General features: G+C 48.5%; 11 protein-coding genes. 10 read left to right on the top strand and 1 reads right to left on the bottom strand.

Annotated features, from left to right (window positions below):
- Positions 1-41 precede the first annotated feature (41 nt).
- Positions 42-1232, bottom strand: coding sequence for a geranylgeranyl reductase family protein (locus PHF18_RS04270; RefSeq protein WP_300098813.1), 1191 nt, complete (start codon positions 1230-1232; stop codon positions 42-44).
- 448 nt (positions 1233-1680) lie between these two features.
- On the opposite strand from PHF18_RS04270, the gene nifH reads away from it, so the two are divergent.
- From nifH to PHF18_RS04220, 10 genes are all read left to right on the top strand, one after another.
- Positions 1681-2502, top strand: a complete 822-nt coding sequence (nifH, locus tag PHF18_RS04265) for a nitrogenase iron protein (protein ID WP_300098810.1) — start codon at positions 1681-1683, stop codon at positions 2500-2502.
- A gap of 26 nt (positions 2503-2528) precedes the next feature.
- Entirely contained in the window at positions 2529-2846 is a 318-nt protein-coding gene (locus PHF18_RS04260; RefSeq protein ID WP_300098806.1) for a P-II family nitrogen regulator, read from the top strand.
- A 24-nt stretch (positions 2847-2870) separates the two neighbouring features.
- A complete protein-coding gene (locus tag PHF18_RS04255; protein ID WP_300098804.1) occupies positions 2871-3248 on the top strand; it encodes a P-II family nitrogen regulator in 378 nt (125 codons plus the stop codon).
- A complete protein-coding gene (nifD, locus tag PHF18_RS04250; RefSeq protein ID WP_300098802.1) occupies positions 3220-4851 on the top strand; it encodes a nitrogenase molybdenum-iron protein alpha chain in 1632 nt (543 codons plus the stop codon). Before PHF18_RS04255 ends, nifD begins: the two co-directional genes overlap by 29 nt.
- 12 nt (positions 4852-4863) lie before the next feature.
- Positions 4864-6234, top strand: a complete 1371-nt coding sequence (nifK, locus tag PHF18_RS04245; protein ID WP_300098800.1) for a nitrogenase molybdenum-iron protein subunit beta — start codon at positions 4864-4866, stop codon at positions 6232-6234.
- Positions 6235-6356: 122 nt separating this feature from the next.
- Positions 6357-7901, top strand: a complete 1545-nt coding sequence (gene nifE, locus PHF18_RS04240; RefSeq protein ID WP_300098797.1) for a nitrogenase iron-molybdenum cofactor biosynthesis protein NifE — start codon at positions 6357-6359, stop codon at positions 7899-7901.
- 12 nt (positions 7902-7913) lie between these two features.
- The gene (locus tag PHF18_RS04235) at positions 7914-9464 is read left to right on the top strand and encodes a nitrogenase component 1 (protein WP_300098794.1); all 1551 of its coding nucleotides are present in this window, start codon (positions 7914-7916) and stop codon (positions 9462-9464) included.
- Positions 9461-10261, top strand: coding sequence for a molybdate ABC transporter substrate-binding protein (modA, locus tag PHF18_RS04230; protein ID WP_300098792.1), 801 nt, complete (start codon positions 9461-9463; stop codon positions 10259-10261). The genes PHF18_RS04235 and modA overlap by 4 nt, the downstream gene beginning before the upstream one ends.
- 56 nt (positions 10262-10317) lie before the next feature.
- The gene (modB, locus tag PHF18_RS04225) at positions 10318-10983 is read left to right on the top strand and encodes a molybdate ABC transporter permease subunit (RefSeq protein WP_300098789.1); all 666 of its coding nucleotides are present in this window, start codon (positions 10318-10320) and stop codon (positions 10981-10983) included.
- Positions 10984-11003: 20 nt separating this feature from the next.
- Positions 11004-12134, top strand: coding sequence for an ABC transporter ATP-binding protein (locus PHF18_RS04220; protein WP_300098786.1), 1131 nt, complete (start codon positions 11004-11006; stop codon positions 12132-12134).
- Positions 12135-13611 lie beyond the last annotated feature (1477 nt).

The raw sequence follows: 13611 nt of genomic DNA, 5'->3' as shown, positions 1-13611 counted from the left end.
ATGGGGACAGGTAGATTTTACCAAACTGCCGAGAACATCATTTATTTTTTCCCGCGGTTCAGTGCATGAAGCCCGAGTTTTACAGGCCCCGGAAGTTTCCCGCACTGCATGACTTTCATCTGTTCAGGGGAAATAAACTTGAAAGCCGCGTTCATGAGGGCATCAGATTTCATGATCCCGTCCATTATCTGTCTCGCCTGTACCGAAGTTTCAAGCGCGGGTCCGAACTGAGCCCTCCAGCGCCTGTCGTATTCTTCAAGCCTGCAGTTTCCGGCTGCAAATTCAGCTGCAGTTTCCCCGGCTATTTTTCCTGCGATCATTGCAGGAGGGATTCCACCCCCGTTTGTTGCGATGATATGCCCGGCGGCATCCCCCACAATAAGGGAATCTTCAGTTGCAGTGTTTGCAGGGGCTCCGTTTACAGGAATAATGCCTGCGATAACATTCATAATGATGGCGTTTTTCAGCTTAGGGGCGGCTAGAGGGTGATCCCGCATGAAACGGTGCAGGTACTCTTTTGCAGAAACCCCTTTTTCAGCCATACCGCTTCGGATTCCAATTCCTACATTTGCCCGCCCCTCGCCTTCGGGAAAAATCCACGCATAACCCCCGGGGACATAATCTTTTCCGAAATACATTTCAAGGGCATCAGGGTCAATATCAACGTTCCTGACCTGATATTCAATGGCAACAGAAGTTTCCTTTGACTCCGGTTTCCAGGCGAGAACTTTTGATTTTGCAACCAGGGAATTTGGGCCGTCAGCTCCGATAATCGCTTTTGCTTTGATCGTATGTTTCCCAAAAATTCCTGAAGCCTCAACAATTGTGCCCTCCACTTTTGTCACACGCGTTTTTACCATCAGTTCGGCTCCTGCCATGGCGGCCTGCTCAGCCAGGAACTGGTCATAGCGGCGGCGGTCGAGGACAGCACCCCTCACGGAAAATTCTTTTGTATTGCAATTAGGGGGAATGATCCGCTGGGTTTTGATATGCTGCAGCACGCAGGAATCAGGATAGCTTTTCAGGGTCTCCGGCAATTCGGCATCAGGCATCAGAGCCTGAACTTCCGAGGCATCGGGGAGAAAACCTGCACACTGAATAGGGCTTCCGATCTCCCTTTTTTTATCAAGAATAAGTACAGTGGCTCCGTTCCTTGCGGCATAAAGGGCAGCAGTGGAACCCGCAGGGCCTGCACCCACAACGATGACATCGTAAGAGGCTTTTGGAATCATGAAAGGGTCTTCCTGTTGTTTATTTTTGCCTCTGCAATTTACTGAGGAATTGTTTATAAATACTTTCCTGAAGCCAGAAATAGAGATTCAATCAGTGAACTACCCTCACCTGCCGCTTCGCTCCGAGGAGGGGGACTTCCCGCCTTATTTTTGAAAAAAATGTTTGTAAGAACATAAGCAGTGAAAAAGATACTCAGGTAATAGAAAAGATTAAATAATATTAAATAGTACAAAGGTTGCCGGTTTCCGCCAATGACGGGTTGCGAAGGAGTTATTGTTCTTATTATCTACTGAACAGGTTTTATTGTAAGCCTTCCCTGGAAAAAAAAGCAGTGAAGACGAATAAAAAATAGTTTTAAATTGGTAGATATATTTAAATAATAGCAAGTAGTACAAAGGTTACCGGCTTCCGGTTGCCTAGTAAATTAATTAAAAGGAGTTTGACACAATGAGACAGATAGCAATCTACGGAAAAGGCGGTATTGGAAAATCCACTACCACGCAAAATCTGACTGCGGCCCTTTCAACTATGGGAAACAAAATTCTTCTTGTAGGGTGCGACCCTAAAGCAGACTCTACCAGAATGCTGCTTGGCGGCCTGAACCAGAAGACTGTACTTGACACTCTCAGGAGTGAAGGGGACGAAGGGGTCAACCTTGACATCGTTGTACAGCCAGGCTTCGGGGACATCAAATGTGTGGAATCCGGAGGTCCCGAACCAGGCGTAGGCTGTGCAGGCAGAGGGATTATCACTGCCATAGGGCTGCTCGAGAATCTGGGAGCATACACTGAAGATCTTGATTATGTATTCTACGACGTGCTTGGTGACGTCGTATGCGGAGGTTTTGCCATGCCTATCCGTGAAGGAAAAGCCAAGGAAATCTACATCGTGGCCAGTGGGGAACTAATGGCCATCTATGCAGCAAACAACATCTGCAAAGGAATTGCCAAATTTGCCAAAGGTGGAGCCCGTCTTGGAGGCATCATCTGCAACAGCAGAAATGTAGATGGAGAGCGCGAACTCCTTGATGCTTTCGCAAAGAAACTGGGAAGCCATCTAATTCACTTCGTGCCCAGAGATAACATTGTCCAGAGGGCAGAGATCAACAGAAAAACCGTAATTCACTTCGACTCTGAATGTAACCAGGCAAAGGAGTACCTTGCCCTTGCCAACAACGTCCAGAACAACACCAAATTCGTTGTTCCGACTCCTATTCCCATGGAAGAGCTGGAATCCATGATGGTGGAATTCGGAATTGTAGCGATATAATTAAAGATGCATAGGAGATGAAAACGATGCAAATGATACGCGCAATCATCAGGCCGGGAATTGAGTCAAAAGTCATCGAGAGCCTGGAAAAAGAGGGCTGCATTTCCCTTACAAAAATGGAAGTCTTCGGAAGGGGGAAGCAGAAAGGAATTCATATCGCAGACATCCACTACGACGAACTTCAAAAGACCATGCTCCTGATGGTAGTCGAAGACGAATATAAGGACAAAGTTATTCAGACCATAATGGATTCTGCAAGAACCGGAAAATATGGGGATGGAAGGATCTTCGTAAACCCCGTAGAAGAAGCCTATACCATAAGGACTGGGAAAGCCGGACTTTAAACCGGCTTTTCGGAGGAAATCCCCATGAAAGAGATAACGGCAATAATCAGGATGAACAAGGTCCAGAAAACCAAGGATGCCCTGCTGGAATGCGGCTTTCCTTCTTTTACCGTAAGAAGGGTCATGGGCCGCGGGAAACAAAGAGGGCTCTGCTTTGAGTTTAACCCACCCCTGCCCGAACCGGAAAAGGAAGCTGAAACCTGCATCCGTTTCATTCCAAAACGCATGTTCACCATCGTGGTAGACGACTCAAGTGTAAACGAAGTGGTCCAGAAAATCATTGAGGTAAACCAGACCGGGAATGTAGGAGACGGAAAAATTTTCGTGTCAAACATCAGCGAAGCACTCCGTATCCGGACCGGAGAAAGCGGAGATGCAACCGTTAACAAGGAGCTGGTATAAAATGGGAGCAGAAATTGGTTCGGGAATTGAAGACAAACAAAAAATTGTCGATGACATGCTGAAGGCGTTCCCGGAAAAAGCTGCCAGGAACCGGAGAAAACACATCGTTGTCAGGGACTGTTCCACCGAACAGCACATCGAAGCCGACGACAAGGTAATCCCGGGCATCCTCACAAACCGCGGATGTGCTTTTGCAGGTACCAAGGGTGTGGTCTTCGGGCCCATCAAGGATATGGTACACCTGGTCCATGGCCCCATAGGCTGTGCTTACTTCACCTGGGGAACCAGGCGAAACCTTGCAAAAGCCGAAGAAGGAGGGGATAACTTCAGCAACTACTGTGTATGCACGGACATGAAGGAAACCGACATCGTCTTTGGTGGAGAGAAGAAGCTCAAGAAGGCCATTGATGAAGTTGTGAAAATCTTCAATCCCGGAGCCATCACCATCTGCGCAACCTGTCCTGTAGGGCTTATCGGAGACGATATCGAAGCCGTTGCCCGCGAAGCTGAGAAAGAGCACGGGGTAAAGATCGTTCCCGCCCGCTGTGAAGGGTACAGGGGAGTCAGCCAGTCGGCAGGCCACCACATTGCAAGCAATGCCCTGATGGAACACCTGATAGGGACCGAGGATATCAAAAACCCCACTCCCTTTGACATAAACATCTTCGGGGAGTACAACATCGGAGGAGACCTCTGGGAAATCCAGCCGATCCTTGAAAAAATCGGGTACAGGATAGTCTCAAGTTTGACCGGGGACGGATCATTCCACAAGATATCACAGGCACACCAGGCAAAACTCAGCATCCTGCTCTGCCACCGTTCAATCAACTACACTAACCGGATGATGGAAGAAAAATACGGGGTCCCCTGGCTGAAAGTCAATTACATCGGCACAAAAGGAACCGAAAAGTCCCTCCGGAAAATGGCAGAGTTCTTTGAAGACCCGGAAATTACCCGGAAGACTGAAGAAATCATTGCTGAAGAAAAAGCGAAGTACATGGATGAAATCGAAAAGTACAGGAGGAAACTCAAGGGAAAAACCGCCTTCATCTATTCAGGAGGTTCCAGGAGCCACCACTATACAAACCTCTTCGAAGAGCTCGGCATGAAAATAGTTGTTGCAGGCTACCAGTTTGCCCACAGGGACGACTACGAGGGCAGACAGATCATCCCTCAGATCAAAGGAAGTGCTCTTGGATCAATGCTGGAGGATGTGCACTACGAAAGGGACGAAAATATCACCCCCGCAGTCAGCCCGGAAAGGATTGAAGAGCTGAAAAAGAAAATCGGACTCATGGAATATGAAGGTATGTTCCCCGAAATGGAAGACGGGACCATTGTCATTGATGACCTGAACCACCACGAGACCGAAGCCCTTGTAAAAGCCCTTAAACCTGACATCTTCTGTTCGGGGATCAAGGATAAGTACTGGGCTCAGAAGCTCGGGGTCCCTTCAAGGCAGATTCACTCCTACGACTACAGCGGACGTTACACTGGCTTTTCCGGGGTCCTGAATTTCGCACGGGACATCGACATGGCACTTCATAGCCCCACCTGGAAGTTCATACGCCCGCCATGGAAAGGAGAAGGAGCAGAGGAGTAAGGAGAGAGATAAATGTTAGACTACACCCCATATGAAGAAGTTGAACGCTCAGCCATCACAATCAACCCTGCAAAAATCTGCCAGCCAATAGGCGCAGTCTATGCTGCCCTTGGTGTCCACAACTGCATGCCGCACAGCCACGGCTCACAGGGCTGCCTCTCATACCTGCGCATGTGCCTGAGCAGGCACTACCGGGAAGCTGCAATTGCAACGACCAGCAGTTTCTCCGAAGGAACCGCCGTCTTCGGAGGTGCAGCAAATCTCAAGGAGGCCCTCGAAAACCTGACTGAAGTCTACAAACCCGAAGTAATTGCCATCCACACCACCTGCGTGGCAGAAACCATAGGTGATGACGTGGGATCCATTGTAGAAGATATAAGGGCCGAAGAGCTTATAGACCCCTCAATCAAGATCTGTGCAGCCTCCACCCCGAGTTATGTGGGATCCCACATCACCGGTTATGACAACATGGTAAAGGCCTTCGTGACCACTTTTGCCAGCAAAAGCAAGCCAAACGGGAAACTCAACCTCATTCCGGGCTTTGTGGAACCTGCCGATATCCGGGAAATGAAACGCATTCTCTCAATCATGGGAATCTCAAGTATCGTCTTTCCGGATACCACGGACGTCTTTGACGCCCCCCTTACGGGAGAATACAACATGTACCCCAAAGGCGGGACCCCGATCGGAGACATCGAAGATTCCGCAAACTCCCTGGGGACCATTGCGGCCTGCAAGATGGCAGGAGGTTCTGCAGCAAAGATCCTTGAAAGCCGTTTCAAGATCCCTGCCAGAGTAGGGCCCACCCCCATAGGAATCAGAAACACTGACCGTTTCGTCATGAACGCGGCAAAACTTGCCAACGTGGCGATTCCCCCCGAAATCGAAGACGAAAGGGGAAGACTTGTTGACATGATGACTGACGCCCACCCCCACTACCATGGAAAGAAGGTAGCCATTTACGGGGATCCGGACATACTCTCAGGGCTTACGAGCCTTGTGCTGGAAATGGGCATGGAACCGAGTGTTGTCCTCACCGGAACCCAGAACTCAGAGTTTGAGAAAGAAGTAGAAGGACTCATAGGTTCCGAATACCCGGACGCCGATATAATCTCGGGTGGGGACCTCTTCATGCTCCACCAGATCATCAAGCGAAAGCCCGTGGACCTCCTTGTCGGCAACACATACGGGAAATTCATATCAAGGGCAGAGGATGTGCCCCTGATAAGGGTAGGCTTCCCGATCATGGACCGGGCAAATCTGCACTACTTCCCTATCATGGGGTACGCCGGAGCTGCACGACTGGTGGAGCGCATAGGAAACACCCTGCTTGACAGGAAAGACAGAGATGCGCCAGACTGGCTGCTTGAAACCATCCAGTGAGGGGTCTGACTTCAAGATAACTAATTTCAAACTAATTTCCAGAAGAGAACTGAGGAAATCAGAAAAACTGGAAAACCAGCCGCTGCAAATCTGAAAAGCAGAAGCAGAGGGGAGTGAAAGAGATGAAAGAGAAAACCGGGATAGTGGATACTCTCGAAGAAAGGCAACCATACATCATCAGAAAGCAGGAAAGGGGACAGGTAATCCCCCTTGCCTGCGACAACAATTCTCTGGCAGGAGCCATCAGCCAGCGGGCCTGTGTCTATTCGGGAGCCAGGGTTGTCTTAAACCCAGTAACCGATGCCGTTCACCTGGTCCACGGCCCAATTGGCTGTGCAGGCTATACCTGGGACATCAGAGGCGCAAAGTCCAGTGGGATTGAAACAAACCGCAGCAGTTTCAGCACGGACATGAAAGAAATCGATATCGTCTTCGGAGGAGAAAAAAAGCTCTCAAACGCGATCGACGAACTGGTAGGCATCTACCGCCCTCCGGTGGTCTTCGTGTATTCCACATGCATTGTAGGAATTATTGGGGATGACCTTGATTCCGTATGCAAAACAGCAAGTCAGAAGCACAATATCCCGGTACTCCCTATAAAGTCCGAAGGTTTCAAAGGTAACAAATCCGACGGGTACAAGGCTGCTTGTGATGCCTTAAAGCAGCTTATCAAAAGACCGGAAGAAGAAACTGTAGAAAAGAAGCCCGAGGTAAGTCAGAAAGCCAGAAAGCCAAAGATTAACATCCTCGGGGATTTCAACGTTGCAGGAGATGTATGGCTTGTAAAACCCCTCTTTGAGCAGATGGGAATCGAAGTCATAGTTTCCATGACCGGGGATTCAACTGCCAAAACAATTTCAAGGGCAGCGGAAGCCGACCTCAACCTCGTCCAGTGCAGTGGGTCCATGAACTACCTGGCAAAGTGGATGCAGCAAGAGTACGGAATTCCATACTTAAACGTGAGCTTCTTCGGAATCGAAGATATCTCCATTGCGCTTCGGAAGACTGCAGAATACTTTGGTTCTGAAGAGATGAAAAAGCAGGCAGAAGAAATCCTGGAAACCGAAACAAACCGGATAATGCCCGAAATTTCCCGGGTCCGGGAGAGAGTCGAAGGGAAAAAAGCAGCCATTTACATGGGAGGGGCAGCCAAAGCTCTTACGCTCATCAAAGGCTTTTCAGAACTTGGAATGGAAGTGGTCATCATCGGGACCCAGACCGGGAAAAAGGAAGACTACGAGCAGATCAGTTATTCAGTCCGGAATGGAACGGTCATTGTAGACGATGCAAACCCCCTTGAACTTGCCGATTTGCTTGTGAAACAGAAAGCCGACCTGATGGTTGCAGGCGTTAAGGAGAGGTTTATCGCGTACAAACTGGGTGTTGCTTTCTGTGACTTCAACCATGATAGGGTGGTGGAGTTCGAAGGCTTTGACGGCTTTGTAAATTTCACCAGGGAAGTGGACGCCTCGATCAACAGCCCTGTCTGGAAAGCTGTAAAGCAGAGGATCCTGAAACCCGAAGGTGTGGAATCAGAAAGGACAGCAGTAAAAGAAAATGGAGAAAATATTTCCGAAAAACCCTGCGCAAAAAAATATAAAGAAATGCACATGGATCCGGAGTTTTTGCGCCAGAATCAGGATGATGCAGTTGAGAGCCAGGTATGAGGAGGCATTGAGATGACTAAAAGAAACTATGCAACCGTGAACCCATGTGTTATGTGCCAGCCCATGGGAAGTGCCCTTGCCTTTAAAGGAATTGAAAATACCATGGTTCTCTTCCACGGCTCCCAGGGCTGCAGCACCTATATGCGCCTGCACCTTGCCCACCACTTCAGGGAACCCGTAGACATCGCATCAAGTTCCCTCAGCGAAAAAGGAGCGATCTACGGAGGCAGGGAAAACCTGAAAAAGGGACTGAAAAACGTCATCAACAGGTATAACCCGAAGGTAATAGGCGTTGCAACCACCTGCCTTGCCGAAACAATAGGAGACGATGTCTCTGCAATAATCAGAGAATTCAAAGAAGAGGAAGGGATCGGAGACGACCCCGAAAAAGATATCATAATTATTTCCGTTTCCACCCCCAGCTACGGGGAGAGCCATGTAAGCGGGTACATAAAAGCCCTGGATGCGGTTGTCAGGAAATTTGCGGAAAACTCGGAAAAACCGAAAATTCCGGAAGACATTGAGATCATGGATTACATGGAAAATATGGAAATTATGGGATATACGGAAATCATAGAAAAAGAGAAGGTAGCGGAAACTTTACAGGAAGCAAAAAGTCCTGATATAAAAGAAACCACAAATGGCAAACTTAACCTCCTCCCGACTGAAAGCCTTTCCCCTGCTGATGTGCGGGAACTCAAGGAGATTCTGGAAGCTACGGCCGGAGATTACATCTTCCTGCCTGACATTTCCGAAACCTTTGACGCCCCCCTGGGAAACGAGCTTCCAAAAATTGCCCCTGGCGGCACCAGACTTTCCGAAATAGCAGATATGCCAAACAGCCGGGCAAGCCTGGGCCTGGGCATAGTCAGCAAGAACCTGGCACTGGCATACCTGGAAGAATCCCACGGCGTGCCCGGGCACAGCGTCCCAATCCCAATAGGGCTTTCAAACACGGACAGTTTCTTTACGGAACTGGTCAACACCATCGGCTGTCCGATCCCTGAGGAATACCAGAAAGAAAGGGGAAGGCTCCTCGATGCCATGGTGGACGTGCACAAGTACCTTTACGGCGTAAAAGTGGCTGTTTACGGAGACCCGGACACTGTATTTAGCCTGACGGCCTTCATGCTGGAACTCGGAATGAACCCCGTGCTGGTAGCAACAGGAAGCAAAAGCCGGGACTTTGGAAAGAGAATAAAGCAAATCTTCGAAGAGATCAGGCCGGAACTGGAACCTGTGGTTCTGGACGGGATCGACTTTGACAGCCTCAACGACGCGGTCAGCGAATGCAACCCCGAAATTCTGATTGGAAACTCAAACGGGAGATACATTGCCAAAGCCCGTGATATTCCTCTTGTAAGGGTTGGCCTTCCAATCCACGACCGAGTAGGTGCACAGCGCATCCTTACCGTCGGATACAGGGGAGCCCTGGAACTGCTGGACAGGATCACAAACACAATTCTTGAAGCTACTGATACTTTCACCGCACCTGTACAGGTGGAACCGGCAGCATATGCCGGTCAGGGAGCAGAAAAAGAATTCATGGAAGGAGCGCAATGAGTGAAAGTAAAGCAAAAAAGCTGATACTTCCAGTCCTTGCAGCTGTCCTTTGCCTTGGGATAGTCGCCTTCCTTGCAGCGTCCCCGGGAGCAGGCGAACAGCCGACCCCCATCACTGTTTCGGCTGCAGCAAGCCTGACCGAGGCTTTTACTGACATTGCCAGAGAGTTTGAAGTTGCCCATCCGGACACAAAGGTGGAACTGAACCTCGCAGGTTCGGGTACCCTGAGGATGCAGATTGAAGGGGGAGCACCTATTGATGTGTTCGCTTCGGCTTCCCAGGCCCATATGGACCTCCTCTCCGAGGAAAAACTGATCGAAAACAGCTCGAGAAAGGACTTTGCTACCAACACCCTCGTAATGGTTGTGCCTGAGAAGAATGGGTCCGAATCCCCGAAGTCTTTAGAAGACCTGACTGCAGACAACGTGGAAAAGATCGCAATTGGGGACCCGGAAAGCGCACCTGTGGGTAAGTATACGAAGCAGGCAATGGAGAGAGCCGGGATCTGGGACAAACTTGCAGGCAAAATCATCCTTGCAGAAAATGTTAAACAGGTACTCACTTATGTGGAAACAGGAGAAGTCGATGCAGGTTTCGTATACATGACGGATGCCGAAAGTGGCCGGAAAGACCTGTATGAAATAACGTACACGGTCCCTGTTAATGAATCGATTTCCTACCCCATAGCAGTGGTAAATTCATCAAAAAATAAGGAGGAAGCACAGGAATTCGTGGATTTCGTAACCGGAACCAGAGGACAGGAGATCCTGGCAGAATACGGCTTCAGCGCAGCATAATATTCCCCGGAATCAAGAAACTCCGAATCAAAACAGCATAAAATAGAAGGGATTTGATGGAAACCTTTCAACTAATCGCGACCCCACTTCTACTTACCCTCAAAATTTCCATCATTGCAACCCTTTTTGTTACGGGGTTTGGGATTATAATTGCTTATATACTGGCAAAAAGGGAGTTTCCCGGGAAATGGATAGCTGACACGATGATTACCCTGCCCATGATTCTTCCCCCAACGGTAACCGGGTATATCCTTGTTATCCTGCTGGGAAAAAACGGAATATTAGGAAGCATCTTCACCAAAATTACGGGGAGCAGCATCCTCTTTACCTGGCAGGCAGCAGCCATTGCAGCTTTTGTAGTATCTTTGCCCCTGATGGTAAAGACCACCACCTCAGCCATCGGGGCAGTAGACAGGAGTGTTGAGGAAGCTGCCTGTATTCTGGGGAGAAGCGAGTTCGAAACTGCGCTTTTCATAACCCTGCCCCTTGCAAAGAAAGGCATTATCGCAGGTTGCGTCCTGAGTTTTGCAAGGGCTGTCGGAGAGTTCGGAGCAACCCTGATGGTCGCAGGAAATATCCCGGGAAAGACCAGCACCATGCCTCTTTCCATTTACGGAGCATACCAGTCAGGAAATAATGAACTTGCGAACCTGCTTGTGATTATCCTGGTTGTCATCTCCCTCATAACGATTGCAGCCACCAGTAAACTGGGAGAACGATAAAAAGAAAGGGGAGAGTAGGGATGACTGTTGAAGTTGACATTGAAAAGGAATTTTACGGAAGGAAAAACAGGAAAAAGAAGGGGAAAAACCCCAGCTTTTCAATGCACTGCAGCTTTGATGCAGATTCCGATTTTGTGGTCCTGTTCGGCTGTTCAGGTTCAGGAAAAACCACAGCTCTCCGCTGTATTGCAGGGCTTGAGAAGCCGGACGCAGGGACTATAAAGATAAACGGCACCGTGTACTTTGACAGCAGGAAAAAAATAAACCTGCCCCCCCAGAAGCGGAAAATCGGGTATATGTTCCAGGAAAATGCCCTCTTCCCGCATATGAACGTACGGCAGAATGTCGAGTTCGGGTTAAAAGGCCTGAGTTCCATGGAAAAAACGGATCGGGTGAACGAGATGTTGGGCCTTGTGGGGATAGAAGAACTTGAGTTTGCATACCCGGACGAACTTTCAGGCGGCCAGAAACAGAAAGTTGCACTTGCCCGTGCCCTTGCCCCGGACCCCGAAGTCCTGCTCCTGGACGAGCCATTTTCAGCCCTGGACACCGTAGTCCGCCTGAAATTGAGAAAAGAACTGCGGATGATCCAGAAAAGGCTCGGGATTCCTGTGATCTTCATTACCCATGATCCTGTCGAAGCCTTTACCATGGCAGACCGGATGGCAGTCTTTGACGACGGCAGGGTGCAGCAGATCGGTTCCCCTGAGGATGTATTCTACCACCCGAAAACTCGCTATGTGGCTGAACTTGTGGGTTTCCTGAACCTCTTTGATAATGCCGTGGTCGGAGGCCATGGGGAAGGAGACGAGTGCACCTTCCTGTGGTCTCTTGGGACGGAAATTACCGCTCCCTACATAGAACGCAAGGCAGGAGACAGGGTCAGCTGGGGCATTCGACCTGAGAATGTCGAACTTGTGGACAGGAGGAATATGCATGTTATCCGACAGGAAGAGAGGAAAAACCTGTTCGACGGCGTAATAATGAACGTGGTGAACAAAGGCACCAGCCGGATCATGTCCCTGATACTTAAAGAAAGCGAGGATGTCCTGAAGGTGGAAGTCGCAAACCATGTCTTTGACTCATTAAAAATAGGGACTGGAGATGAATGCATGGTCGGGCTCAGAGCATCGGATATGATTGTCTTCTGACGCCCGAATTGCGATTCGGGAGCCCGCGGTCTTTTTCGCTGCCCGAATTGCGATTCGGGAGCCCGCGGTCTTTTTCGCTGCCCGAATTGCGCCTCGGGAGTACGCGGTCTTTTTCGCTGCCCGAATTGCGCCTCGGGAGTACGCGGTCTTTTTCGCTGCCCGAATTGCGCCTCGGGAGTACGCGGTCTTTTTCGCTGCCCGAATTGCGCCTCGGGAGTACGCGGTCCTTTTCGCTGCGCTCAAGAAGACTACTTGATGGATTTTAGCAGTGAACTTTGCTCAGGGGACTAAATTATGGATGTTGGATGTTAATACTGAACTGCGCTCAAGAGGACGAAATTAGATCTTTCTGACCCGTACAGCATTATTTGCTCTACCACCCGAATTGCGAGTCGGGAGCCCGCGGTCCTTTTCACTGCACTCAAGAGGACTTGTATTATTAGCACAGAAAGGAAGGATATAATCAATCCTCGCCTTCCGTATCTTCCAATTATATGAAATCTTTTGTTATATAGTCACGGGCTAGATAAGAACAGCATAATCCTACCCGCCTTATAATTCCGATTTTCAAGCATTCAGGCTGTTTTTAGATTTTTCTGTTCACATTTCAGACATACCACTTTAGGGGCTACATCCTGCTTTCCCTGAAAACAGTCTTATGTGATGCACTATGAGGGGATACAGGGGGACAGATATAAATATATTAAAAGAGTACATCGACATATGAAACTATTGGACACAGTTTTTGAAAAAATGAATATCTTTGACACCAGATGTGAATACATCTCGGAATGTGCTTTGTATAAAGAGGATTCATTTATGTGTACAAAAGAATTGGATAAGTATTATTGTGGGGTATATAAGCAGTTTTTACAGAAAGACTAAAATATTATACACAGATGCCTGAATATAAAATACGACACATCAATAGTACAAATTGTTAAGTGAGGAATCATGACAAATTGCGTCCATCCCCCAATAGATTTTCAAAATATTAACAGATTAGAGGGTTGAGCAAGGTGTCGATTATCGGTAAATAGGGCAACATATGAGGCAGTCTTCGGGTACAAAATCGATAGCTTGCGGGCAAGAAAATTCCTTAACCGATGACCAATGGATATTTTTTGCATTTACTCTTTCCAGTAATCAAAAGAAAACTCGTCTATTCCTGTATTTCCAGGACACTCGAATGAACAAAATGTACTCTCTAAAAATTAGATTTGTATTCACTTATATTTATTCACAGAGCGGCGGCAGAGATGCGACAGGAGCCCGAGAAGTATGAGAATGGATTGAAAGATAACAGGAGATACATTCATGTGCCTGACAGTCTTTCGATCCATTTTTGAGATTATTTGGCATGAAAGTACCTCTGATTTCGCACTCCGGACCCTCATTCTGAATTTATGATTATGTTGGAAGCAAATATAGCATTTTTGTCCTGTTAAATTGAAGTCAGGGTCCGGAATGTGGACGT

The organism is Methanosarcina sp. (assembly GCF_028693135.1).
GTDB lineage: Archaea > Halobacteriota > Methanosarcinia > Methanosarcinales > Methanosarcinaceae > Methanosarcina.
The sequence above is the reverse complement of the archived record's forward strand: the minus strand, read 5'-3'. Positions and strand labels throughout refer to the sequence as shown.